The organism is Bacillus cereus group sp. BfR-BA-01350 (assembly GCF_022663775.1).
Lineage (GTDB): Bacteria > Bacillota > Bacilli > Bacillales > Bacillaceae_G > Bacillus_A > Bacillus_A paranthracis.
This window is the reverse complement of the sequence record NZ_JAKUGD010000006.1, coordinates 68,330-95,060: the sequence shown is the minus strand read 5'-3', so window position 1 is coordinate 95,060 and position 26,731 is coordinate 68,330. Positions and strand designations below refer to the sequence as shown.

Below are 26,731 nucleotides of genomic sequence, written 5' to 3'. Positions count from 1 at the left end.
TACTAATTATATACGAGTGAAAGGGGATGCGATATGACAGAACGTGATCGTTATACAAATGAAGAGAAAGAGGCTGAGCCGAAAGAAACTGGCAAAGAAGCTTCAATAGTGGAAAAAATTCAACAGCTTGGACAAACGAATGTACCGCAAATGAATGAATCACGTATTCATTGTTTAACAATTGTTGGACAGGTGGAAGGTCATGTTCAGTTGCCGCCGCAAAATAAAACAACAAAATATGAGCATATTATTCCACAAATTGTTGCGATCGAACAAAATCCGAAAATTGAAGGTTTGCTTTTAGTGTTAAATACAGTTGGAGGTGACGTTGAAGCTGGGCTAGCAATTTCTGAGATGGTCGCTTCGCTTTCAAAACCGACAGTATCTTTAGTTTTAGGTGGAGGGCATTCTATCGGTGTGCCAATTGCCGTTTCTACTGACTATTCATTTATTGCGGAAACTGCGACGATGACAATTCATCCGATTCGTCTAACAGGTCTTGTTATAGGGGTGCCGCAAACATTTGAGTATTTAGATAAAATGCAAGAAAGAGTCATTCGATTTGTGACGAAGCATTCGAAAGTAACGGAAGATCGTTTTAAAGAGCTTATGTTTGCGAAAGGAAATTTGACGCGAGATATTGGTACGAATGTAATTGGTGGAGATGCAGTGAAGTATGGTCTTATAGATGATGTCGGTGGTATCGGAAATGCGATTCGAAAATTAAACGAATTAATAGATAATCGCGCGGATGATCATGCAGAAGGGACAATGTTACAATGATTTTATATACAATTATGCCAGAGCAACTCGTGTATCCAGCCGATTATTCGCAATGTGAAAGTCAAAAAGTTGTAAATATAAATGGTGTTGAATTAATGGTTTCAGAAGAAGAACATGGGTATTATTCTATTGTACGCGTGTTAAGTACGGATCCGCTTCACTACTTAGAGTTTGAGCCGGGACAGAAAATAACCTTTTAGCAAAAAGAAGGATTTTGTTTAGAAGCTATGGTATAATATAAAAAACAAGACGGTTGAGCAGCCATGAGAGGGCTGCTTTCTTCTGTTTATTTAACATTTTACAAGAAGTGTAAAAATAGAAGATATAAAGACCTGAAAAAATAGAGAAAACAAACATATAAGCAGAGTTTTTTAGGAATTTTTACTTATATGTAGATCACGAGGTGAAGAAATGGCAAAACAAAAGCAAAGAGGGACGAAGGCAAAGGCAAGACGTACGATAAAGCCAACTTTGTATTATGAAATCGTCGGTTTAACTCTTTTTGCACTTTCAATCATTACGATTTTACAGCTAGGCGTTGTAGGAAAATCGTTTGTGTTATTTTTTCGCTTCTTCTTTGGTGAGTGGTACATAATTGGTGTGTTAGGTGTAATAGCTTTATCCGTTTCATTCGTTATAAAACGTGGATGGCCGAACCTTTTAAATAAACGGTTAATCGGTTTTTATTTAATAGTATTGGCGATATTAATGTTTAGTCATATTACATTATTTAACCTTCTTACGAAAGATGGAGCAGTGCAAAATACTTCTGTTATTGTAAGTACGAAAGATAATTTCTTTCTTGAAATGAAAAAAGGGCCAGATAGCGTTCATTTAGGTGGTGGCATGTTTGGTGCACTTATGTTCGCCACTTGTTACTTCTTATTTGACGAAGTAGGAGCTTATATTATTGGTATTATTTTAGTTATTCTCGGTATACTTTGTATAACAAATAAGCATATTGGAGAAGTGTTAGCTCCAGTTGGTAGAATTCTTAGAAGTCAATTTCAAGTGATGCAAGGGGACTATAAAGATTGGAGAGCCAAACGAACGGCTGAACAAACAGAAAAGAAAAAAACAACAAGAAGCACAAGGAGCAAACGTGCTGCAGAACATGAAGAAATTATTGAGCCGATGGAAGAAATCTCAATTGATCCTCCGATTATTTCGAATTTCACTGAGAATTATCCTGTAAATGAAGAAGAGGATAAACGAATTGAAGTAGAGGAAGAAGAGTTAATTACTTCACCGTTTATTGAAGAGGCTCCACCAGTTGAAGAGCCGAAGAAAAAGCGTGGAGAAAAAATCGTTGAATCGCTAGAGGGGGAAACACAAGCACCTCCTATGCAATTTTCAAATGTAGAAAATAAAGATTACAAGCTTCCTGCGCTTGATATATTGAAATTTCCAAAGAATAAGCAAGTTACAAATGAAAATGCGGAAATTTATGAGAATGCTCGTAAATTAGAACGTACTTTCCAAAGCTTTGGAGTGAAAGCGAAAGTAACAAAAGTACATAGAGGTCCTGCAGTCACGAAATATGAAGTGTATCCTGATATGGGAGTAAAGGTAAGCAAAATCGTCGGTTTAAGTGATGATTTAGCGCTTGCTTTAGCTGCAAAGGACATTCGTATTGAAGCTCCAATTCCCGGGAAATCAGCTGTAGGGATTGAAGTTCCGAACTCAGAAGTTTCTATGGTAACACTTAGGGAAGTTCTTGATTCTAAGGCTAATAATCATCCAGAAGAGAAGTTGCTGATTGGTCTTGGACGAGATATTACAGGTGAAGCTGTATTAGCCCGCTTAAATAAAATGCCCCATTTACTAGTGGCAGGTGCTACAGGTAGCGGGAAGAGTGTATGTATTAACGGTATTATTGTTAGTATTTTAATGCGTGCAAAACCACATGAAGTAAAATTAATGATGATTGATCCGAAAATGGTAGAGTTAAATGTATATAACGGTGTGCCTCATTTGTTAACACCAGTTGTAACGGATCCGAAAAAAGCATCACAGGCATTGAAAAAAGTTGTAAGTGAAATGGAGCGTCGTTATGAGTTATTTGCTCATAGTGGCACGCGAAATATTGAAGGATATAATGATTATATAAAAGAGCATAATAATCAATCAGAAGCGAAACAACCGGAATTACCTTATATTGTCGTAATTGTGGACGAGTTAGCAGATTTAATGATGGTTGCTTCGTCGGATGTAGAAGATGCGATTATGCGTCTAGCGCAAATGGCTCGTGCTGCCGGTATTCATTTAATTATTGCAACGCAACGTCCATCAGTTGATGTAATTACGGGAGTTATTAAAGCGAATATTCCGTCACGTATTGCATTCGCTGTATCTTCTCAAACAGATTCTCGTACAATTCTTGACGGCGGTGGTGCAGAGAAACTGCTAGGTCGTGGGGATATGCTATTTATACCAATTGGTGCATCGAAGCCTGTACGTGTACAAGGTGCGTTTTTATCAGATGATGAAGTTGAGAGAGTTGTAGAATATGTTATTGGTCAGCAAAAAGCGCAATATCAAGAAGATATGATTCCGCAAGATGTTCCTGATACGAAGCAGGAAGTAGAAGATGAATTATATGATGAAGCAGTTCAGCTCGTAGTGGAAATGCAAACAGCCTCTGTTTCTATGTTGCAACGTAGGTTTAGAGTTGGTTATACACGTGCTGCTCGTTTAATTGATGCAATGGAAATGAATGGTGTAGTAGGACCGTATGAAGGTAGTAAACCACGAGAAGTGCTCATTAATGATGTACAAGAAAAAAGTTCATAAAAAAAGCCTAATTGTTTTTACAATTAGGCTTTTTTATATGCTGGTTTTGTTATATACTATATTAAGCAATAAAGAAAGGGCTTACATTTAAGGTGATTCTTTAGAATACGAATACTTTGGTGTGGTTTTTTGTGAACGTTCGATATTTAATGTAGAAAAATGTTAAATTTTGTTGACACGTATGGGAGCAAGTGGTAAGATTACTTCGAAAAGAATCACTGCCTCATATAATCTTGGAGATAAGGTCCATAAGTTTCTACCTGGCAACCATGAATTGCTAGACTATGAGGGGAAAAGTGTGTAACAAAGGATGTAAGAGATCTTTGTGCCGAACTTTTTCTCGCTATGAGGAATGTTTGTGGTGCAAAGTTTTTTTTATGCAGTAAAGAGTGAAAATTTCATCTTAAAAAATTATTAATATTTATTCGACAATTATGCCTGTTTTTAGTATTTAGCAATTTTTATTATGTTGTAAGTTGAAAAAAGAGAAAAGAAGTCTTACATCAGAGGTCGAATAATTGAAATGCGGGGGAGTCTTATGTCAGTAAAATCTGATAGTCGTCACCTATATTTACGGGTGATTGATCACATCAAAGAAAAAATTAAAGATGGGGCTTACAAAGAAAGACAAAAGTTACCATCAGAGTTTGATTTAGCGAAAGAACTTGGTGTAAGTAGAGCGACTTTAAGAGAAGCGCTGCGTATTTTAGAAGAAGAAAATGTTGTCATTCGTAGACATGGTGTAGGAACATTTGTAAATGCAAAGCCGTTATTTTCTTCTGGGATTGAACAACTTTCTAGTATTACAGATATGATTTCTAGTGTGGGGAAAACACCAGGAACTATCTTTTTATCATCATCTACAACAAGTTTAACAGAAGAAGAAAAAGAGAAGTTTAATAGTGAAGATGGTTTTAATGCAGTGATGATTGAGCGTGTGCGTACAGCAGATGGGGAACCTGTTGTATATTGTATCGATAAACTTGCAAAAGAGATATTGCCAGATTTATCGGGATACAACGAAGAATCATTGCTTACAGTGATACATAACAATACGCACAAACGTATCACATACGCAGTTGCTCACATTGAGCCGATTGGCTATCATCCCAAAATCTCACCGATTTTGGAATGTGAACCGGAAACGGCACTGCTAGTGTTAAAACAAATGCACTATGATCAAAATGATGAGCCAATCTTATATTCTATCAATTACTTTAGAGCTGATAAGTTTAGCTTCCACGTATTAAGAAAACGTATGTAGGTGAGTTCCTTTTTAGGGAGGTGACAGCAAGAAGTTAGGGACAGCGGCGTATAAAAAAATAGACAAATCATTTCAGGAGGGGTTTCTAGTATGAAGAAAAAAACAGGTCTTTTATTATCATTAACATTAGCAGCAAGTGCGGTGTTAGGTGCATGTGGTAACTCGGATAAAGCGAGTAGCGACAAAAAAGAGTTTAAGGTTGGTATGGTTACAGATGTTGGGGGCGTTGATGACAAATCATTTAACCAATCAGCTTGGGAAGGTTTAACGAAGTTCGGTAAAGACAATGACTTAAAGAAAAATGAAGGATATCGTTATCTTCAATCTAGTAAAGATGCGGATTATATCCCGAATTTAACGAAATTTGCGAAAGATCATTATAACACAACATTTGGTATTGGTTACTTAATGGAAAAATCAATTGCAAAGGTAGCTGAACAATATCCAAAAGAGCAATTTGCGATTGTAGATACAGTTGTAGAGAAGCCAAACGTAACAAGTATTACATTTAAAGACCATGAAGGTTCATTCCTAGTTGGTGCTGTAGCAGCGATGACGACAAAATCAAATAAAGTTGGGTTTGTTGGTGGTGTAAAAAGCCCATTAATTAAAAAATTTGAATCAGGCTTTAAAGCTGGTGCAAAAGCAGTAAATCCAAATATCGAAATCGTATCACAATATGCTGATGCATTTGATAAACCAGAAAAAGGCTCTGTATTAGCTTCAGCAATGTACGGTGGTGGAGTTGACGTAATTTATCATGCTTCAGGTGCAACTGGTAACGGTGTATTCACAGAAGCGAAAAACCGTAAGAAAAAAGGTGAAAACGTTTGGGTAATCGGTGTTGACCGTGACCAAAATCAAGAAGGTATGCCTGAAAACGTAACTTTAACATCAATGGTAAAACGTGTTGATATTGCAGTAGCAAAAGTAGCACAAGAAGCGAAAGACGGTAAATTAAAAGGCGGTAAAGTAGAAGAATTCGGATTAAAAGATGACGGTGTTGGTATTGCGAAAACTACTGACAATGTGAAAAAAGTAAATCCAGAAATCTTAACAAAAGTAGAAGAGCTTGAGAAGAAAATCACTGACGGTGAAATTAAAGTCCCTGCAACTGATGAAGAATATAAAACATATGAAGCTTCTCTAAAGAAATAATAATAGAGAAATAGCAAAGGTTAGTTCGTAGAACTAACCTTTGCATATATAAAAATACTTTTAATAGAGTGTAATTAGGGAGTGTTCCCTGCTAAAAGGAGGAACAAAATGGAATACGTAATTGAGATGAACAATATTACAAAAGTATTCCCAGGCATTGTAGCGAATGACGATATTACGCTGCAAGTAAAACAGGGAGAAATACATGCTTTACTTGGAGAAAATGGTGCAGGGAAATCCACATTGATGAATGTACTATTTGGTTTGTACCAACCAGAACAAGGTGAAATTAAAATTAAAGGAAAACCTGTAAAAATTACAAATCCGAATATAGCAAATGACCTTGGTATTGGGATGGTCCATCAGCATTTTATGCTTGTTCATAATTTTACAGTTACAGAGAATATTATTCTTGGAAATGAGCCGAAGAAAAACGGGAAAATTGCTGTTGAAGAAGCGGCAAAAGAAATTAAGCAATTATCTGAACAGTATGGTTTGGCTGTTGATCCACATGCGAAAATTGAAGATATTTCTGTTGGGATGCAGCAAAGGGTTGAAATATTAAAGACTCTTTATCGTGGTGCTGAGATTTTAATATTTGATGAGCCAACCGCGGTGTTAACTCCTCAAGAAATTCATGAGTTGATTCAAATTATGAAAAAGCTTGTGCAAGAGGGGAAATCTATTATCCTTATTACACATAAGTTGAAAGAAATTATGGAAGTTTGCGATCGTTGTACAATTATTCGTAAAGGTAAGGGGATTGGTACTGTTGATGTAGCGGAAACGGATGAGCATAAACTTGCAGAGTTAATGGTCGGACGTCAAGTGAATTTTAAAACAGAAAAAATAGAAGCTAAACCAATGGAAGAAGTACTATCTATTGCAAACCTAATTGTTCATGATACGCGCAAGTTACCTGCTGTAAAAGGCCTTGACTTAACTGTTCGTGCAGGAGAAATCGTTGGGATTGCAGGGATTGATGGAAATGGTCAAAGTGAATTAATAGAGGCGATTACTGGTTTACGAAAAGTTGAGTCAGGTTCTATTGCAATTAAAGGAAAAGAAATAACGAATTGGCCTGTGCGAAGAATAACAGAAGAGGGGATTGGTCATATTCCTGAAGACCGTCATAAACACGGACTTGTTCTCGATTTTTCTGTTCGGGACAATATTGTTTTACAAACATACTATAAAAATCCATTTTCAAAGAAAGGGATTTTAAATTTTAGTAAAATTACAGAAAAAGCGAAAGCACTTATTGAACAGTTTGATGTACGTACACCTAGTGAACAAACGTTAGCTCGCGCTCTATCTGGTGGAAACCAGCAAAAGGCAATTATTGCACGTGAAGTAGATCGTAATCCAGATTTACTAATTGCAGCACAGCCGACACGTGGTTTAGATGTAGGTGCGATTGAATTTATTCATAAAAAATTAATTGAGCAGAGAGATAATGGTAAGGCAGTATTGCTTTTATCTTTAGAGCTGGATGAAATTTTAAATGTAAGTGATCGAGTGGCTGTTATATATGAAGGGAAAATTGTAGCAATTGTGGATGCAAAAGAGACAAACGAACAACAGCTTGGATTATTAATGGCCGGCGGGACAGGGAAAGAGAAGGTGAACACAAATGGCTAAAAAATTTTTAACAGAACGAACAATTAATATTTTAGTACCTGTGTTATCCGTAGTTTTCGGTTTACTTGTTGGTGCCATTGTAATGTTAGTTAGTGGATATGATCCAATTGTTGGATATGCCGCGCTTTGGGAAGGGATGGTTGGCAATCCACAAGCTATCGGTGAGACGTTGCGTACGATGATTCCGCTTGTATTAGCTGGTCTTTCAGTAGCATTTGCATTTCGTACAGGTCTTTTCAATATTGGGGTGGAAGGACAGTTATTAGTTGGGTGGCTCGCTGCTGTTTGGTTTGGATATGCAGTGTCGTTACCAGCAATTTTGCATATTCCGTTATCTATTTTAGTGGCGGCAATTGTCGGCGGTTTATGGGGTTTTATACCTGGATATTTAAAAGGGAAACTTAAAGTAAATGAAGTAATTGTTACAATTATGATGAACTACATTGCACTTTATGTTACGTATGATCTTATTAAACGTTTTATCCACGAAGGTAATGAAAAATCTTATGACGTACAAGCAAGTGCTTCGTTAGCTTCTGATTGGTTATCTTCATTGACAGATGGATCTCGTTTACACTGGGGAATTGTTGTGGCTATTCTCATTGCGATTGTAATGTGGTTCTTATTAGATAGAACAACGTTAGGGTATGAATTAAAATCGGTTGGTTTTAACCAAAATGCCTCTCAATACGCAGGAATGAAAGTATCGCGTAATGTTGTATTATCAATGACAATTGCTGGTGCTTTTGCAGGAATTGGTGGAGCTATGGAAGGATTAGGGACATTCCAAAGTATGACAGCAATGTCTTCGTTTACTGGTATTGGATTTGATGGGATTGCGGTAGCACTTTTAGGCGGAAATAATCCATTTGGTATACTATTAGCAGCTTTACTGTTTGGTGGTTTGAAAAGTGCAGCACCACAAATGAATTTCGAAGCAGATGTACCTTCGGAGTTAATTAACGTTATTATTGCATGTATTATTTTCTTTGTAGCGTGCAGTTATGTTTTACGCTGGGCACTTACACGCATGAGCAAGGAGGGGAAATAAATGAGCTTTTTAGATATTTTAGCCATTCTTGTGACGGGTACGTTATATACGGCAGCGCCACTTATTTTTACGGCGTTAGGTGGAGTGTTCAGTGAACGTTCTGGAGTTGTAAATATAGCGTTAGAAGGTTTAATGTTATTTGGTGCATTTATTGGTATTGTTACAACGTTATTAATGGGTGATACGTGGGGATCGATGACTCCTTGGATTGCATTATTATTTGCAGCAATTGGTAGTGGATTGTTTGCACTTCTTCACGCAGTAGCATCCATTACATTCCGTGCAGATCAAGTAGTGAGCGGAGTAGCAATTAACTTCTTAGCACTTGGTTTAACAGTATTTGCGATTAAGAAAATCTTTGGCAAAGGACAAACTGATTTCATTCAATACCGCATTGAAAAAATCGATGTTCCGGGTCTTTCGGATATTCCGGTAATCGGAAAAATCTTTTTCTCTAATGTACCGTTAACATCATATATTGCTATTATTTTAGCATTTGTCGTTTGGTATATCATTTATAAAACGCCGTTCGGTCTTCGTCTTCGTGCGGTTGGTGAGCATCCAATGGCAGCGGATACGATGGGGATTAACGTATATAAAATGCGTTATATTGCAGTTGCTATATCTGGAATGTTTGCAGGAGTTGGTGGAGCGGTCTTTGCTATGTCGATTTCTGGTAATTTCTCAGGTGCTACAATTACTGGACAAGGTTTCTTGGCGTTAGCAGCAATGATTTTCGGTAAATGGAATCCACTCGGTGCTCTTGGAGCGGCTCTGTTCTTCGGATTTGCTCAATCATTAGGAATAACAGGCGGTACAATTCCAGTACTAAAAGAAATTCCAAGTGTATTCTTAACGATATTGCCGTATGTATTCACAATATTAGCGCTTGTTGGTTTTGTAGGTCGTTCTGAAGCTCCGAAAGCATTAGGAACTCCTTATGAAAAAGGAAAACGATAAGTATAAAAAAGCTCGCACATTAGTGCGGGCTTTTTTACATAGACTATATTTAATACGGAATTTTACTATGTTCCTTACATATTACCGTTTTTAGAAAGGGCCTAATGTAAGTATAGTGAGGAAGAAAAGTTGATTTTTTATTTCTAAAAACTGTATATTGAAGAGGAATATTCCTATATACGTAAAGGAGGGCTATAAATGAAACTGATGGAACAACAGTTACATGAGTTAGGTGGTTTACGAGTACATATTATTCCAACTGATAAATATAAAACAAATACATTTGTATTTCGTTTGAAAGCACCTTTAAATGAGGAGACGGTGACAGAGCGTGCCCTATTGCCATACGTATTGCAAAGTGCAACAGAAAAGCTTCCTTCTGTAATTCGTCTTCGTCAATATTTAGAGGAATTATACGGATCTTCTTTGGCAGTAGATGTAAGTAAAAAAGGAGAAGATCATATCATCTCTATTTATGTAGACATTGCAAATGAAGTATATTTACATGATGCACCACCGTTATTTGAAAAAGCGCTTTCTATGTTATCGGATATCGTTTTACATCCAGCAACAGAGGGGAATGGTTTTCTGCCTTCTATTGTAGAAAGTGAAAAGAGAGCGCTCTTGCAACGAATTGAAGCGACTTATGATGATAAAATGCGTTATGCAAATGAGCGTTTAATTGAAGAAATGTGCAAAGTAGAACCGTATCGCTTAAGCGCAAATGGGAAAAAAGAGAGTGTTTCTTCTATTACAAATGAAAGTTTGTATCAATATTATCAAAAAGTGTTAGCTGAAGATGAAATGGATCTATACATTATTGGTGATATTTCAGAAAACGCAGTTGATCTTGTAAGTAAGTATTTTTCTATTTCAGCGCGTCCTGTGAGGGAAAGGAATGTACTTCTTCATAAGAGAAATAATGAAGAAAAAGAAGTTGTGGAAAAACAAGAATTAAAACAAAGTAAACTGCACATTGGTTATCGTACATTTATTACGTATAAAGACGAAGATTATTTTGCACTGCAATTGTTCAATGGATTGTTTGGAGGATTTTCTCATTCAAAGTTATTCGTTAATGTTCGTGAAAAAAATAGTTTAGCGTACTATGCAGCATCCCGCTTTGAAAGTCATAAAGGCTTATTATTTGTCATGTCAGGGATCGAAGCGAAAAATTATGAAAAAGCTGTTGAGATTATTAAAGAGCAAATGCTTGCAATGCAAAATGGTGATTTTTCTGAAGAAGAGATGCATCAAACGAAAAGTGTTATTCGAAATCAAATATTAGAAGCAATTGATACACCGCGTGGATTTGTGGAAATGCTGTATCATGGTATTATTTCAGATCGTACGCGTCCGGTTGAAGAATGGCTTACAGGTATTGAAAGTGTGACGAAAGAAGAGATTGTGAAAGTTGCTAAAAATATTGAATTAGATACAATTTACTTTTTACACGGAACGGAGGGAGAATAAATGGAGAAAATTGTTTATGAGCAATTAAAAGAGACACTCTATTATGAAAAACTTCCTAATGGATTAGATGTATATATTTTACCGAAGCAAGGATTTAATAAAACATTTGCAACGTTTACGACAAAATATGGTTCTGTGGATAATACATTCGTACCACTAGGTAAAGAAGAAATGATTCGTGTGCCGGATGGGATTGCTCATTTTCTTGAGCATAAACTATTTGAAAAAGAAGATCACGATGCCTTCCAATTGTTTAGTAAACAAGGGGCATCGGCAAATGCTTTCACATCATTCACAAGAACAGCTTACCTTTTTTCATGTACATCAAATGTAGAACAAAATTTAAATACATTGTTAAATTTCGTACAAGAGCCTTACTTTTCTGAAAAAACAGTTGAAAAAGAGAAAGGTATCATTGGGCAAGAAATTCAAATGTATCAAGATAATCCAGATTGGCGCTTATATTTTGGGTTAATTGATAGCTTGTTTGTAAAGCACCCGATTAAAATTGATATTGCGGGTACAATCGAGTCTATTAGTAAAATTACGAAAGACCTACTATATGAATGTTATGAAACGTTTTATCATCCAAGCAATATGTTAATGTTTGTTGTAGGGGCAATTGATCCAGAGAAAACGATGGATTTGATACGTGAAAATCAAGCGGAAAAAGATTATAAAAACCAACCAGAAATAATCCGTTCATTCGAAGAAGAACCAGATGAGGTAAATGAAAAGAAGAAAATTATTTCAATGCCTGTACAAACACCGAAATGTTTAGTTGGTATTAAAGCGACAAACTTAAAAGAAAAAGGGGAAGCCCTTTTAAAACAAGAAATTGCGCTTACGTTACTTTTAGATTATTTATTTGGAAAAAGTTCTGTTCATTACGAATCTTTATATAATGAAGGGCTTATTGATGATTCGTTCTCGTATGATTATACGGAAGAGAATAACTTCGGTTTTGCAATGGTAGGCGGCGATACGAAGCAACCTGATGAGCTGGAAGAGCGTTTGAAAGGTATTTTATTAAATACAAATTATGATCAATTAGATGAGGCGGCATTAGAACGAGTAAAGAAAAAGAAAATAGGTGGCTTTTTACGTTCCTTGAATTCACCGGAATATATTGCAAATCAATTTACACGATATGCGTTTAATGAATCGAGTCTGTTTGATGCATTGACTGTATTAGAAAGTTTAACTGTTCAAGATTTACAAGAAGTAGCAAAATTATTATTATCAGAAGAAAAAATGAGCGTTTGTCAAGTGTTACCAAAAAAATAAAAGGTTTCATAATAATACCCTCATCTTATCATTGATAAATTGTAAGATGAGGGTATTATTTATTTGTAGGGAAAAGATTTTGTTGAGATAAGAGAGGAATTGTATGAAAAAGTATGCATTAGTAACTGGAGGGAGCGGAGGGATTGGCTCTGCTATTTCGAAACAATTAATTCAAGATGGATATACAGTATATGTTCATTATAATAACAGTGAAGAGAAAGTGAATGAGTTGCAGAAAGAATGGGGTGAAGTAATTCCTGTTCAAGCGAATTTAGCTTCTACTGATGGAGCAGAGCAATTGTGGAAACAAATTGAACATCCTGTTGATGTTATCGTATATGCAGCTGGGAAGAGTATTTTTGGACTCGTCACAGATGTAACGAACGATGAATTGAATGATATGGTAGAACTTCAAGTGAAGAGTATCTATAAATTATTATCGATGGCATTGCCATCTATGATTCAACGGAGAAGCGGTAATATTGTACTTGTTTCGTCTATATGGGGACAAATTGGCGCGTCATGTGAAGTGCTTTACTCGATGGTAAAAGGTGCGCAAAATTCATATGTGAAAGCTTTAGCAAAAGAGGTTTCATTAAGTGGAATAAGAGTGAACGCGGTGGCGCCAGGTGCAATTGAAACGGAAATGTTAAACGTATTTTCAGAAGAGGATAAGAATGAAATTGCGGAAGAGATTCCGTTAGGACGATTAGGATTACCGGAAGAAGTAGCAAAAACTGTGTCATTTCTCGTATCACCAGATGCATCTTATATAACTGGACAAATTATTGGAGTAAATGGCGGGTGGCATTGCTAAAAATTTCTTACATAAAAAATGAAAAACTGTACAAATTAAGCATGATTCTATTACTAAGTAGTGAGGTGCTTACACATGTCAGTTTTAGATAATTTTGATCAATGGAAGAGCTTTTTAGGAGAACGTTTAGAACAAGCGCAAGGAAAAGGTCTTGATGGTGGTGCTGTATCAGATATGGCATTTCGTGTTGGTGATTATTTAGCAAATGAAGTAGAAGCACGCAACGATCAAGAGAAATTATTAGCTGAACTTTGGAAAGTTGCTGACGAACAAGAGCAACATACAATCGCAAACTTAATGGTAAAGTTTGTACAACATAAGTAAAAAATAGAGAGGGGATTCTCCTCTCTATTTTTTTTGTATAATAATTGAAAGGGATAGATTATACATTTAGCTTCCCTATTAAGGTGAAATCATATAATATAGTACGTAGGTGTAAAGTAAGCAAGGGGAGTGATCTTGGATGATTGAATGGTATTTTGAATATGAAATACATAAAAACCGACCTGGCTTGCTTGGTGACGTTTCTTCGTTAATCGGTATGCTCGGCATTAATATTGTCACAATTAATGGTGTAGATAATGCAAGGCGTGGATTACTCCTTATGTGTGATAATCAAGAGCAAATCTCTAGACTAGAATCAATTTTAAATACGATGGATAACATAACGGTAACGAAATATCGTCCGCCAAAGCTAAGAGATAAGCTAGCGGTTAGACATGGTAGGTACATACAACGAGATGCAGATGATAAGAAGACATTTCGGTTTGTGCGTGATGAATTAGGGTTACTTGTAGACTTTATGGCTGAAATAATGAAAAAAGAAGGCCATAAGCTAATTGGTATACGAGGAATGCCTCGTGTCGGAAAAACAGAATCCATTGTTGCCGCAAGTGTTTGTGCAAATAAGAGATGGTTATTTGTATCGTCTACTCTTATTAAGCAAACTGTTCGTAGTCAATTGATTGAAGATGAGTATAGCGACGACAATATTTTCATCTTAGATGGAATCGTGTCAACAAAGCGTGCTAACGAAAGGCATTGGCAGCTCGTTCGTGAAATTATGAGATTGCCTGCAACGAAAGTTGTGGAACATCCTGACGTATTTGTGAGTCAGTCAGAATACACATTGGATGATTTTGATTATATTATCGAGTTGCGTAACGATTATGATGAAGAAATTCAATATAATTTAGTAGATGAAATTGAGCAAGGTACGCAAAATAATTTCTCTATGTTTGACTTTTAAAGAAATATTGAGGTGTTAGTAGTGACAGAATTAGGACAAAAGCTGAAAGAAGCAAGAGGAACGAAAGGCTTGTCTATTGATCAGCTGCATGAGATTACAAAAATTCAAAAACGCCATTTAGTAGCAATTGAGGAAGGCAATTATGATGTATTGCCAGGAGCTTTTTATGCGCGTGCATTCATTAAACAATACGCAGATGCGGTTGGATTAAATGGAGAGGAACTGCTTGTAGAATATCAGAGTACGATACCACAATCTGAAAAACGCGACGTTCCACAAGTGTCAACCGGACAAAAAACACAAGAAACAATGCAGAAATCTTCATCATGGCCAATTGCAGATCATATGCCGAAAATCTTAGTTGCGCTGCTAGTAATCGCAGTTGGAGTGGTAATTTGGTTTATTTTCCAAGCGTTAACTGGAAAAGGTGATGAGAAGGTTCCGAATGCTCAAAGTGAGAAAATTGAAGTTAAAAAAGCGGAAAATTCTCCGTTAGATACGAAGAAAGATGAAGTGAAAGCGGAAGAGCCGAAAAAAGAGGAACCGAAAAAAGAAGAATCGAAAAAAGAAGAGCCAAAGAAAGAAGAACAACCAGCGCAACCAACAGGACAACAAGAAATCAAAGTAGTTGGGACAACTGGTAAGGAGTCCACTTTGGAAATTCATAACAATAAAACGTTAGAATTAGAAATTACAACAAAAGGTGCAAGTTATGTAGGTATTAAAAATGAGGCAGGAAATGATATCTTTAGTGGAACAATAGAGGAAGGTCAAACTCAAAAATATGATTTATCAACAGCGAAAGTGGTAAACCTTAATATAGGAAGTGCACCGAATGTTGAATTTAAATTAAATGGCCAAGTGGTTACATTCCCGTTGAATCCAGAAGAGAATTATCATCAAAAATTCTTGATTAAAAATCTAGGGATAGAGCAACCTGCACAATAACAGTCATCGCTTCGATGACTTTTTTCAATGAACAAATGTTTTTGATATGATGGAGGAATAGCTGTGAATTTACCAAATAAAATTACAATATCTAGAATCTGCTTAATTCCAATTTTTATGGTAATTATGTTAGCACCCTTTAATTGGGGTTCATACACAATTGGTGATGTTGATTTACCAATTCAACACTTAGTAGGAGCGCTTATCTTTATTGTTGCTTCGGCTACAGATTGGATTGATGGACATTACGCAAGAAAGTATAATCTTGTAACGAATTTAGGGAAGTTCCTTGACCCGTTAGCTGATAAATTACTTGTTTCAGCGGCACTTATCACGTTAGTTGAGATGCAATACGTACCTGCTTGGATCGTTATTGTCATTATAAGCCGTGAGTTTGCGGTCACTGGTTTACGTCTTGTACTTGCTGGAACAGGGGAAGTAGTTGCGGCAAATCAGCTAGGGAAAATTAAGACGTGGACACAAATCATCGCGATTGCGGCATATTTATTACACGATGTACCTTTAAATTTAATCCATATTCCAGTTGCTGATATCTTTATATGGATTGCATTAATTTTTACTGTTATTTCAGGATGGGATTATTTCTGGAAAAATAGAGCTGCTTTTGTAAACTCAAAATAGAAGTTTATGGGGGAATTGGGATGAACGCTGAAATTATTGCGGTTGGAACAGAATTATTACTTGGACAAATTGCAAATACGAACGCCCAGTTTTTGTCTGAAAAGTTAGCTTCAATTGGAATTAACGTGTACTACCATACTGTAGTTGGTGATAATAACAAGCGACTGCAGCAGGCGATTGAAGTTGCAGAAGAACGTGCGGATATGCTTATTTTCACAGGTGGATTAGGACCGACAAAAGATGATTTAACGAAGGAAACAATAGCGTCTAGCTTAGCGGAAGAGCTTGTATATGATGAAAAGGCATTAGCATCAATAAGCGATTACTTTAAGCGAACAGGTAGAGAGTTCACGGAGAATAATAAAAAGCAGGCGCTCGTTTTGGATGGAGCGACTGTATTTGCAAATGATCACGGTATGGCACCTGGTATGGGATTAAATAAGAACGGAAAAGTTTATATTTTATTACCAGGACCACCGAAAGAAATGAAGCCGATGTATGTAAGTTATGTGGAGCCTTTTTTACGTAACTTTACAACAGGAGAAAACATTTATTCTCGCGTGCTTCGCTTTTTCGGAATTGGGGAATCTCAATTAGAGGTGAAAGTTCAAGATTTAATTGATGGACAAACGAATCCGACAATCGCCCCGCTTGCCAATGATGGAGAAGTGACATTACGTTTAACGGCTAAACATCAAAATGCTCATGAAGCGGAGAAACTCATTCAGCATGTGGAAGATTTGATTTTAGAAAGAGTTGGAGAATTTTTCTACGGGTATGACCAAGAGTTTCTACATTATAAGGCGATAGAGTTATTGAAGAAAAAAGGATTAACTTTAGCGTGTGCGGAAAGTTTAACAGGTGGTCTCTTTGGTAATCAAGTAACAGAAAACGCTGGTGTGTCTTCCGTATTTAAAGGCGGTGTCATTTGTTACCATAATGATGTGAAGCAACATGTATTACATGTACCTGAGGAAGTCTTGTCTACTGATGGTGCAGTTAGTAAAGAATGTGCTCGTTATCTTGCTGAAAATGTTAGAGAATTATTAAAAGCGGATATCGGAATTAGTTTCACTGGGGTAGCAGGACCAGATGCTTCAGAACATAAAGAGCCGGGAACTGTATTTGTTGGATTGGCGATTAAAGATGAACCAACTGTAGTCTTTCCTCTAAATTTAAGCGGAAGTCGTCAACAAATTAGGGAACGCTCAGCAAAATATGGATTTTATCATTTGTATAAAAAGCTAGAAGAGATATAAGTCTCTTTTAGCTTTTTTTAATGGTTAAATGCGGTTATATTTAATGAAAAATAAAAAAATCGAATAAATGTTCGATTTTTGTTGGCAAATTGAATTGAAAATAGGTATAATAAGATTAGCAATTCAGTTAAGGAGGAATTTTGAATGAGTGATCGTCAAGCAGCGTTAGATATGGCGTTAAAACAAATAGAGAAGCAATTCGGTAAAGGTTCAATTATGAAATTAGGAGAACAAGCAGAGCGTAAAGTTTCTACGGTTTCTAGTGGTTCTTTAGCACTAGATGTGGCACTAGGAGTAGGCGGATACCCACGTGGCCGTATTATCGAAATTTACGGACCTGAAAGTTCAGGTAAAACAACAGTTTCATTACATGCAATTGCAGAAGTACAGCGCCAAGGTGGACAAGCGGCGTTCATCGATGCTGAGCATGCAATGGATCCTGTATATGCACAAAAATTAGGTGTTAACATCGATGAATTACTATTATCACAACCTGATACAGGGGAGCAAGGTTTAGAAATCGCAGAAGCACTTGTACGAAGTGGTGCGGTTGATATTATCGTAATTGACTCTGTAGCAGCTCTTGTACCAAAAGCTGAGATTGAAGGAGACATGGGTGACTCACACGTAGGTTTACAAGCTCGTCTAATGTCTCAAGCACTTCGTAAACTTTCAGGTGCAATCAATAAATCAAAAACAATCGCAATCTTTATTAACCAAATTCGTGAAAAAGTTGGGGTTATGTTCGGAAATCAACTACAAGTTGCTTAATCAGAGTGTAGTACTTGAATCTTTATTTGTCTTCTTCATCTAAGTCTTTATAAGGGGTTTCTTATAAGGAGTGATTAAAGTGGCAGTGACAATTGGTAATAGAACTTATCGAAACATAGAACAATGGCAAGTGGATTTTATTGTTAAACATGCGGATAGAAAATTAAAAGATATAGGTAAAGAAATTAATCTGGATGAAAGGCGAGTAGGTGAAATATTAAAGCTACTCGGAGTTAAAAGAAACAGACATAGGAAGATTTACTTACCTAAAACCGCAGAAGTTGAACAAGAGTTGAAAAATCCATATTTATCACATGTTGAAATTGCCGTTAAGTATGGTGTATCCGATACATGTGTTGCTAAAAGGAGAAAAGAGCTTAATGTAAAGGTCAGAAAGAAAAATTATGATACTTTACTGGAACAATAAATTGAAGAGATATTGTTAAGTTTAGATTTGGCGTTCATTAAGCAAAAAAGAATCGATAAGTGGTCTATTGATTTCTACTTAGGTAGAAAATATTGTTTAGATGTCCATGGGAAATGGGCACACTCACTCTCGAAAATAAAAGAACGAGATAAAAGAAAGCTTTTATTTATGGAAGAGCGCTGTTATAAATATCTTGTTATACACGAAGAAGAGCTAGTAAATAAAGAAAAAGTCTTGCAAAAGATTAAGGAGTTTACCATGGGTTTCCCTTGCTAGTGATAGCATGTTAAAAAACCTTGTGAACCTTATTGCCTAAGGGTGTAACTATTCATATAGTTGCTAACGGTGAAGCCCACCATTATTTAGGGTAATACCGTGCCAAGCTCCATAGTGATATGGGGAAGGTGTAGAGACTACCGAAAAGGACTTTTAGTTAACTGAGTAGGGTACGGCAGATGATAGGCTACTGCTGGAAGTGCAAGGCTCTCTGTAAAGAGATGAAGAGATAGTCCGGACTATAGAGATGGAAAATCTATAGATAGTGCCAGAAACAACTCCAGGTGGTCGTGCGTTGAAATTCTATTCAACTGTTCGTCTTGAAGTACGTCGTGCGGAGCAATTAAAACAAGGTAACGACATTGTTGGTAATAAAACAAAAGTAAAAGTAGTTAAAAATAAAGTGGCACCACCATTCCGTGTTGCGGAAGTTGATATTATGTACGGAGAAGGTATTTCAAGAGAAGGTGAAATCTTAGATATGGCTTCTGAACTTGATATCGTTCAAAAGAGCGGTGCTTGGTACTCTTATAATGAAGAACGCTTAGGGCAAGGTCGTGAAAATTCGAAGCAGTTCTTAAAAGAAAATACGGATTTAAGAGAAGAAATTGCCTTCTTTATTCGTGAGCATCACGGAATTAGCGAAGATTCAGGTGCTGAAGATATGGAAGATCCAAGTCTTCTTGATTAAAGTGGGATAAAAGACACGGCTTCGTGTCTTTTATTTTTGTATCATTATGAAAGCGTTGTATATCGTTGGAGATAAAATATTTAATCCATCTAAAACATTATGTGTACAGAGGGATATATGCGTGTTTTACATGAATAAACTAGAATTTACTAAGGTTTTCCAGGATAATATACTCTCTGCTTTTTAAATTCCTATATAAATTAGAGTTGAAGGTAAAGAAAGTAAAAGTAGACAACGCTTGACAATGAAAATTGCGATAGATACAATGAGAATGTATATTTTTTCTTATATACGAAACACTCTTCTCAAGAAGAGAAGTAATATTCGGAGTAAGACTTAAATCTTGCCGAAATAATAATATGACATTTTAATTGTGAAATGAAGAAAGTCCCTTAAAAAAGCGGGACGACGGTCTTTGCTGTATATTGGTATTCAATGTACATGCCGACAGTCTTTTTTCATTCATAGCAAGGGGAGGTGAAATCATGAGTAGTACAGTTTGGATACTCATCTCCATTTTGCTTGCAACAGTCGGTGCAGTTGTTGGCTTTTTTGTTCGAAAGTCTATTGCTGAAGCGAAGATTAATGGTGCAGCCAATGAAGCGAAACGTATTCTAGACGAAGCGAATCGTGAGGCTGAAGCACTTAAGAAAGAAGCGCTTTTAGAAGCAAAGGATGAAATTCATACACTTCGTACAGAAGCTGAATTAGAAATTCGTGACCGTAGAAGCGAATTACAAAAACAAGAAAATCGTTTAATGCAAAAAGAAGAGAACCTTGATCGTAAAGACGAAACGCTCGATAAACGCGAGCAACAGTTAGAAAAGAAAGAGGATTCTCTTGTAGCGAGACAACAACAGATTGAAGAGTTGGAAAGCAAAGTGGGAGAGTTAGTTCAAAAGCAACAAACAGAATTAGAGCGCATTTCCAATCTGACACGCGAACAAGCGAAAGCAATTATTCTTGGTAAAGTAGAAAGTGAAGTTTCTCATGAAATTGCCGTAATGGTAAAAGAAAGTGAAGTTCGTGCGAAAGAAGAAGCGGATAAGAAAGCGAAAGAGATTTTATCTCTTGCAATGCAGAGATGTGCAGCTGATCATGTTGCTGAAACAACCGTTTCGGTTGTAAATCTTCCAAATGACGAAATGAAGGGACGTATTATCGGACGTGAAGGTCGAAATATTCGTACGTTAGAAACGTTAACAGGTATTGACCTAATTATCGATGATACACCAGAAGCGGTTATCCTTTCTGGATTCGACCCAATTCGTCGTGAAACAGCTCGTATCGCTCTTGATAAACTGGTACAGGACGGACGTATTCACCCAGCGCGTATTGAAGAGATGGTCGAAAAATCAAGACGTGAAGTGGACGAGTATATTCGTGAAGTCGGAGAGCAAACAACGTTTGAAGTGGGTGTTCACGGTTTACATCCAGATTTAATTAAGATTTTAGGTCGTTTAAAATACCGTACAAGTTACGGGCAAAACGTCTTAAAACATTCTATGGAAGTTGCATATTTAACTGGACTTATGGCAGCAGAGCTTGGTGAGGATGAAAAACTAGCAAGACGTGCTGGTCTATTACATGATATCGGTAAAGCGATTGACCATGAAGTAGAAGGTAGCCACGTTGAAATTGGTGTTGAACTCGCAACGAAATATAAAGAGCATCCTGTAGTTATAAACAGTATTGCATCTCACCACGGAGACACAGAACCAACTTCTATCATTGCAGTTTTAGTTGCAGCAGCAGATGCATTATCAGCTGCAAGACCTGGAGCTCGTAGTGAAACACTTGAGAACTATATTCGTCGTCTTGAAAAGTTAGAAGAGATTTCAGAGTCTTATGAAGGCGTAGAAAAATCTTTCGCAATTCAAGCAGGACGAGAAGTTCGTATTTTGGTAAAACCAGATACAATTGATGATTTAGAAGCTCATCGTTTAGCTCGTGATATTCGAAAACGTATTGAAAATGAACTGGATTACCCAGGGCATATTAAAGTAACTGTTATTCGTGAAACACGTGCAGTGGAATACGCAAAATAAAGTGGTGAAACACCACTTTATTTTTTTGTGTTGGAATTGGTTAAAATAAAGGAAATTAGTTATACCTAGCATACAAGTGAAACAAACTTATAATAAATATATTGTAAGATAATTACTTGAAGCTATAGTAATAAAAAATGTAGTACATAGGAAGGGTAAGACATATGAGAATATTATTTGTTGGGGATGTAGTAGGATCTCCTGGTAGAGGTATGATTCAACAATACGTACCGGCATTAAAGAAGAAATATACACCTACAGTAACCATTATTAATGGGGAAAATGCAGCAGGTGGACGTGGAATTACGGAAAAAATATACCGAAACTTTTTAGAATGCGGAGCACAAGCGGTTACACTTGGAAATCACGCTTGGGATAACCGTGAAGTATTTGAATTTATTGATGATGCAAAATATCTTGCAAGACCAGCTAACTTCCCAGAAGGCACTCCAGGAAAAGGGCTTATTTTTGTGAACTGTAATGGAACAGAAGTTGCAGTTATTAACTTACAAGGACGTACATTCCTTCCTCCAATTGATTGTCCATTCCGTAAAGTGGATGAATTAATTAACATTGCGAAAAAACGTACGAATATTATTTTTGTTGATTTCCATGCGGAAACTACAAGCGAAAAACAAGCGTTAGGTTGGTATGTAGATGGTCGTGCTACAGCGGTAGTAGGTACACATACGCATGTTCCTACAGCAGATAATCGCATTTTACCAAGCGGAACGGCATATATCACAGATGTTGGTATGACAGGACCGTACGATGGAATTTTAGGTATGGACCGAGAAGCAGTATTGAAGAAGTTTTTAACAAACTTACCAGTACGATTTGAAGTGACAAATGGTAGAACACAATTAAGTGCGGTGCTAATTGATGTGGACCCTAATACGGGAAAAGCTAAGAAAATTGAGCGTATCTTAATTAATGATGATCAGCCATTTTTTGAGTAATTCCTATTAAAATTTAGATAAGTTATTATTTTTTAATTTTTTAGAAAAATTACAGAAATTTAGCAGGAATACGTGTCATTCCTCGTGAATATAAGTTAAAGTGAAATAATTGCTAATACTTTTTATAGAAACGAGGAGGAAACGCGGAATGGAAATATTAAAAGTTAAAGCAACGTCGGTCCCTAATTCTGTAGCTGGTGCACTTGCAGGTGTTATTCGCGAACGCGGAACAGCAGAAATTCAAGCCATTGGTGCAGGTGCATTGAACCAAGCGGTAAAGGCAGTAGCAATTGCAAGAGGATTTGTAGCGCCTAGTGGTTTGGACCTGATTTGTATCCCAGCGTTTACGGATATCATGATTGATGGGGAAGAACGTACAGCAATAAAATTAATTGTAGAACCTCGTTAAGTTTAAACAACCTGTTTGCAGTATGCAAACAGGTTGTTTTTATAATGGAGGAATGAAAATGAAAATTTTTGATGCTCATTGTGATGTGCTTCTTCAGTTATGGAGTGCACAAGGGAGAAAGGATTTTAAACATGATTCGCAATTACATATTACATTTGAACAGTTAAAGAACAGAAAAGGAAGTATACAATGTTTTGCTATATATGTGCCAGAAACAGTGGCATATGAAAACCGATTTGAAGTAGCATTGCAAATGGTAGATATTTTTTATAATGAAATTTTATCCCTACCAGGTGTGAAGTTTATTCAGACAAAAGATGATATTAACATGTTAAAACAGGACGAGATTGGAGCGATATTAACACTAGAAGGATGTGAAGCAATTGGAAAAGATGCAATGAAAATACGGTTGTTGTATCGCCTAGGAGTACGTTCTTTTGGACTAACATGGAATTATGCCAATCTATTAGCTGATGGTGCGCTAGAGACGCGTGGGGCAGGTTTAACGACTTTTGGTAAACATGTTGTACAAGAACTGAATGCGTTACATGTATGGACTGATGTGTCTCATTTGAATGAAAGAAGTTTTTGGGATGTTATAGAAATTGCAAAAAATCCTATTGCTTCCCACTCAAATTGTATGAAACTTTGCCAGCACCCACGTAATTTAAACGATGAACAACTTAAAGCTCTTATAAAGCGAAATGGCATGATCGGTGTCACTTTTGTACCGCAGTTTCTAACAAATGAAAAACAAGCGAATGTAGCAGATATAGTAAGACATATCGAATATATTTGTTCATTAGGTGGAGAGAACAATATAGGGTTTGGTTCGGATTTTGATGGGATAGTAGAAACAGTTGTAAATGTATCAGCGTATCGAGATTATGAAAATGTAATGAATGAGCTTTGTAAACACTATGCTGCATCTACTGTAGAGCGATTTTTATATGATAATTTTGTTGAACATATCGGCTTTTAAGATCTTTGTTTTAAAAATACAGAAAAATTAGAATTAATTCATTTGATATTATTGCTTTTTTTAAGACCTAATACTAGAATGAAAAACAAAATAGCTTTATACTAAAGATTCAGGGAAATCAGAAGAGGCATAATTTGCGTCCATTGTAGTTTATTTGCATAAAAAATGCTAAACTATTACTGTAAAAAAATACACTACAATGAATGCAGCCAAAAGGGGTGTAGGAGATGATTAGTCAACTTTCATGGAAAGTTGGAGGCCAACAAGGTGAAGGAATTGAAAGTACAGGAGAAATCTTCTGTATTGCATTAAACCGATTAGGATATTACCTATACGGTTACCGCCACTTCTCATCACGTATAAAAGGCGGCCATACAAATAATAAAATTCGTGTAAGTACAACAGAAGTACGCGCGATCTCAGATGATTTAGATATTTTAATTGCTTTTGATCAAGAAACAATTGATTTTAACTTCCACGAACTACGTCCGGGCGGGATTGTAGTTGCAGATGCGAAATTTAATCCGACAATACCTGACAATACAGATGTAAATCTATATGTGATACCGTTTACAGATATTGCTTCAGAATTAGGCACATCATTAATGAAAAACATGGTTGCTGTTGGAGCATCAAGTGCGGTATTAGGATTAGATGAAACAGCTTATTTAGATGTTGTTGAAGAGATCTTTGGTCGTAAAGGAGAGCAAGTCGTTCAAAAGAACATGGACGCAATTAAGCGCGGCTCTCAATATATGAAAGAGTTACTAGGTGAGAAAGTAAACATGATGCAGCTTGAAAAAGCTGATGGTCAGAAGCGCATGTTTATGATTGGGAACGATGCGATCGCATTTGGTGCAGTAGCTGGTGGTGCTCGCTTTATGTCTGCATATCCAATTACACCTGCATCTGAAATTATGGAATACTTAATTAAAAAATTGCCAAAAGTCGGCGGAACAGTAATCCAAACTGAGGATGAAATTGCAGCTTGTACAATGGCAATCGGTGCAAACTATGCTGGTGTTCGTACATTAACTGCATCTGCTGGTCCAGGTCTATCTTTAATGATGGAAGCGATTGGTTTAGCAGGTATTACAGAAACGCCATTAGTAATTGTTGATACACAACGTGGTGGTCCAAGTACAGGATTACCAACGAAACAAGAGCAGTCTGATTTAATGGCAATGATTTACGGTACGCACGGTGAAATTCCAAAAATCGTAATGGCGCCAAGTACAGTGGAAGAAGCTTTCTATGATATTGTAGAAGCGTTTAACTTATCTGAAGAATATCAAGTACCTGTTATTTTCTTAACAGATTTACAGCTTTCTTTAGGGAAACAGACAGTAGAACCACTTAAGTTAGAGAAAGTGGAAATTCGTCGCGGTAAGCTTGATTTAGAAGCGGAATTACCAGAACGTGAAAATAAAGCATACTTTAAGCGTTATGAAGTAACAGAAGATGGTGTTTCACCACGTGTTTTACCTGGTATGAAAAATGGTGTTCACCATGTTACTGGTGTAGAACATGATGAAACTGGTAAACCATCTGAATCAGCATTAAACCGTAAAGATCAAATGGACAAACGTTTCCGTAAAATGGAGAACTTGAAGTTTAATACCCCTGTTTATAAAAATGTTAAGCATGAAGAAGCAGACGTATTGCTTGTTGGATTTAACTCAACTCGTGGTGCGATCGAAGAAGCAATGGAGCGCTTAGAACAAGAGGGTATGAAAGTAAACCATGCTCATGTGCGTTTAATTCACCCGTTCCCAACAGCTGAAATCGATCCACTTGTGAAAAATGCGAAGCGTGTTGTAGTGGTAGAAAACAATGCAACAGGTCAACTTGCTAACATTATGAAAATGAATCTTGGTAACGGTGAGAAAATTTCTAGTCTTTTAAAATATGATGGGAACCCATTCTTGCCGAAAGAGATTTACAACGAATGCAAAAAAGGGGTTGTATTAAATGGCAACATTTAAGGACTTTCGTAACAGTGTAAAACCAAACTGGTGCCCAGGTTGCGGAGACTTCTCGGTGCAAGCTGCAATTCAACGTGCGGCAGCTAACGTTGGCTTAAATCCAGATGAACTTGCTGTTATTTCTGGTATCGGCTGTTCAGGTCGTATTTCAGGTTATATTAATTCATATGGTGTGCATAGTATTCATGGTCGTGCCCTTCCAATTGCACAAGGTGTAAAAATGGCAAACCGTGATTTAACAGTTATCGCATCAGGTGGTGACGGTGATGGATTTGCGATTGGTATGGGACATACGATCCATTCTATTCGTCGTAACATTGACATTACGTACATCGTAATGGATAACCAAATTTACGGATTAACAAAAGGGCAAACTTCACCACGTAGTGAAGCTGGATTTAAAACGAAAAGTACACCACAAGGTTCAATTGAACCGTCACTAAATGTTATGGAAATGGCTTTAACAGCTGGTGCAACATTTGTGGCGCAAAGCTTTTCAAGTGATTTAAAAGAATTAACACAAATTATTGAAGCTGGTATTAACCATAAAGGATTTTCATTAATTAACGTATTCAGCCCATGTGTTACTTACAATAAAGTAAATACTTACGATTGGTTTAAAGAGAATTTAACAAAACTAAGTACAGTAGAGGGATATGATCCGTCTAATCGCATGATGGCTATGCAAACATTAATGGAAAACAACGGATTAGTAACAGGGTTAATTTATCAAAATACAGCGCAGCCTTCATACCAAGAACTAGTAAAAGGCTATAGTGAGAAGCCTTTAGTGCAATCTGATTTAAACATGGATCAGAAAATGTTTGATGAGCTTGTTGCTGAATTTATGTAATGTAA

The 26,731-nt window shown here is 36.6% G+C and carries 22 protein-coding genes, 3 pseudogenes and 1 riboswitch; all 25 genes and pseudogenes read left to right on the top strand.

Features of this window, described 5'->3' with window-relative positions; translation table 11 throughout:
* Positions 1-33 precede the first annotated feature (33 nt).
* The 25 genes and pseudogenes from tepA to MR147_RS15080 all read left to right on the top strand — a co-directional run bounded on the left by tepA (position 34) and on the right by MR147_RS15080 (position 26,726).
* Positions 34-783 carry a translocation-enhancing protein TepA gene (gene tepA, locus MR147_RS15200; protein WP_000139815.1) on the top strand — a complete coding sequence of 250 codons (750 nt, stop codon included), beginning with the start codon at positions 34-36 and terminating at the stop codon, positions 781-783.
* Positions 780-983, top strand: a complete 204-nt coding sequence (locus MR147_RS15195; RefSeq protein ID WP_000605027.1) for a YlzJ-like family protein — start codon at positions 780-782, stop codon at positions 981-983. Before tepA ends, MR147_RS15195 begins: the two co-directional genes overlap by 4 nt.
* A gap of 211 nt (positions 984-1,194) precedes the next feature.
* Positions 1,195-3,576 (top strand): DNA translocase FtsK, encoded by a 2,382-nt coding sequence (locus MR147_RS15190; RefSeq protein WP_001118775.1) that lies wholly within the window; start codon positions 1,195-1,197, stop codon positions 3,574-3,576.
* Between the two features lie 203 nt (positions 3,577-3,779).
* Positions 3,780-3,881: riboswitch (purine riboswitch) on the top strand.
* 233 nt (positions 3,882-4,114) lie between these two features.
* On the top strand, positions 4,115-4,840 hold the full coding sequence (locus MR147_RS15185) for a GntR family transcriptional regulator (RefSeq protein ID WP_000114176.1): 726 nt from the start codon (positions 4,115-4,117) through the stop codon (positions 4,838-4,840).
* A 90-nt stretch (positions 4,841-4,930) separates the two neighbouring features.
* A complete protein-coding gene (locus MR147_RS15180; RefSeq protein WP_242304498.1) occupies positions 4,931-5,998 on the top strand; it encodes a BMP family lipoprotein in 1,068 nt (355 codons plus the stop codon).
* A 108-nt stretch (positions 5,999-6,106) separates the two neighbouring features.
* Complete coding sequence (locus MR147_RS15175; protein WP_000456919.1) at positions 6,107-7,639, top strand: ABC transporter ATP-binding protein; 1,533 nt, start codon at positions 6,107-6,109, stop codon at positions 7,637-7,639.
* A complete protein-coding gene (locus MR147_RS15170; protein WP_074606238.1) occupies positions 7,632-8,690 on the top strand; it encodes an ABC transporter permease in 1,059 nt (352 codons plus the stop codon). Before MR147_RS15175 ends, MR147_RS15170 begins: the two co-directional genes overlap by 8 nt.
* Positions 8,691-9,650 carry an ABC transporter permease gene (locus MR147_RS15165; protein WP_000008842.1) on the top strand — a complete coding sequence of 320 codons (960 nt, stop codon included), beginning with the start codon at positions 8,691-8,693 and terminating at the stop codon, positions 9,648-9,650.
* 198 nt (positions 9,651-9,848) lie between these two features.
* Positions 9,849-11,123 (top strand): EF-P 5-aminopentanol modification-associated protein YfmF, encoded by a 1,275-nt coding sequence (gene yfmF / locus MR147_RS15160; protein WP_046198511.1) that lies wholly within the window; start codon positions 9,849-9,851, stop codon positions 11,121-11,123.
* Positions 11,124-12,410 (top strand): EF-P 5-aminopentanol modification-associated protein YfmH, encoded by a 1,287-nt coding sequence (yfmH, locus tag MR147_RS15155; RefSeq protein WP_070806753.1) that lies wholly within the window; start codon positions 11,124-11,126, stop codon positions 12,408-12,410.
* Positions 12,411-12,513: 103 nt separating this feature from the next.
* Positions 12,514-13,227 carry an elongation factor P 5-aminopentanone reductase gene (ymfI, locus tag MR147_RS15150; RefSeq protein ID WP_242304495.1) on the top strand — a complete coding sequence of 238 codons (714 nt, stop codon included), beginning with the start codon at positions 12,514-12,516 and terminating at the stop codon, positions 13,225-13,227.
* Positions 13,228-13,302: 75 nt separating this feature from the next.
* Entirely contained in the window at positions 13,303-13,551 is a 249-nt protein-coding gene (locus tag MR147_RS15145; protein ID WP_000114454.1) for a DUF3243 domain-containing protein, read from the top strand.
* A gap of 139 nt (positions 13,552-13,690) precedes the next feature.
* A complete protein-coding gene (locus tag MR147_RS15140; RefSeq protein WP_000574107.1) occupies positions 13,691-14,476 on the top strand; it encodes a DUF3388 domain-containing protein in 786 nt (261 codons plus the stop codon).
* Positions 14,477-14,497: 21 nt separating this feature from the next.
* Entirely contained in the window at positions 14,498-15,424 is a 927-nt protein-coding gene (locus MR147_RS15135; protein WP_000137486.1) for a helix-turn-helix domain-containing protein, read from the top strand.
* A gap of 63 nt (positions 15,425-15,487) precedes the next feature.
* A complete protein-coding gene (pgsA, locus tag MR147_RS15130) occupies positions 15,488-16,066 on the top strand; it encodes a CDP-diacylglycerol--glycerol-3-phosphate 3-phosphatidyltransferase (RefSeq protein ID WP_242304493.1) in 579 nt (192 codons plus the stop codon).
* Between the two features lie 20 nt (positions 16,067-16,086).
* Positions 16,087-17,325: a competence/damage-inducible protein CinA gene (gene cinA, locus MR147_RS15125; RefSeq protein ID WP_061131608.1), complete on the top strand. Its 1,239-nt coding sequence runs from the start codon at positions 16,087-16,089 to the stop codon at positions 17,323-17,325.
* Between the two features lie 144 nt (positions 17,326-17,469).
* Positions 17,470-18,078, top strand: a pseudogene (gene recA / locus MR147_RS15120) (recombinase RecA); the annotation flags it as partial.
* A gap of 97 nt (positions 18,079-18,175) precedes the next feature.
* Positions 18,176-18,799 (top strand): annotated as a pseudogene (locus MR147_RS15115) (PDDEXK family nuclease).
* 268 nt (positions 18,800-19,067) lie between these two features.
* Positions 19,068-19,490: pseudogene (locus tag MR147_RS15110) on the top strand (recombinase RecA family protein); the annotation flags it as partial.
* Positions 19,491-19,975: 485 nt separating this feature from the next.
* The gene (gene rny, locus MR147_RS15105; RefSeq protein ID WP_000099774.1) at positions 19,976-21,538 is read left to right on the top strand and encodes a ribonuclease Y; all 1,563 of its coding nucleotides are present in this window, start codon (positions 19,976-19,978) and stop codon (positions 21,536-21,538) included.
* Between the two features lie 164 nt (positions 21,539-21,702).
* Entirely contained in the window at positions 21,703-22,497 is a 795-nt protein-coding gene (locus tag MR147_RS15100) for a TIGR00282 family metallophosphoesterase (RefSeq protein ID WP_001221095.1), read from the top strand.
* Positions 22,498-22,645: 148 nt separating this feature from the next.
* Positions 22,646-22,906, top strand: coding sequence for a stage V sporulation protein SpoVS (spoVS, locus tag MR147_RS15095; protein WP_000404341.1), 261 nt, complete (start codon positions 22,646-22,648; stop codon positions 22,904-22,906).
* 58 nt (positions 22,907-22,964) lie between these two features.
* Complete coding sequence (locus MR147_RS15090) at positions 22,965-23,888, top strand: dipeptidase (RefSeq protein ID WP_242304491.1); 924 nt, start codon at positions 22,965-22,967, stop codon at positions 23,886-23,888.
* 227 nt (positions 23,889-24,115) lie between these two features.
* Complete coding sequence (locus MR147_RS15085; protein ID WP_074606234.1) at positions 24,116-25,873, top strand: 2-oxoacid:acceptor oxidoreductase subunit alpha; 1,758 nt, start codon at positions 24,116-24,118, stop codon at positions 25,871-25,873.
* Positions 25,860-26,726, top strand: coding sequence for a 2-oxoacid:ferredoxin oxidoreductase subunit beta (locus MR147_RS15080; RefSeq protein WP_000190154.1), 867 nt, complete (start codon positions 25,860-25,862; stop codon positions 26,724-26,726). The genes MR147_RS15085 and MR147_RS15080 overlap by 14 nt, the downstream gene beginning before the upstream one ends.
* Positions 26,727-26,731: the final 5 nt, after the last annotated feature.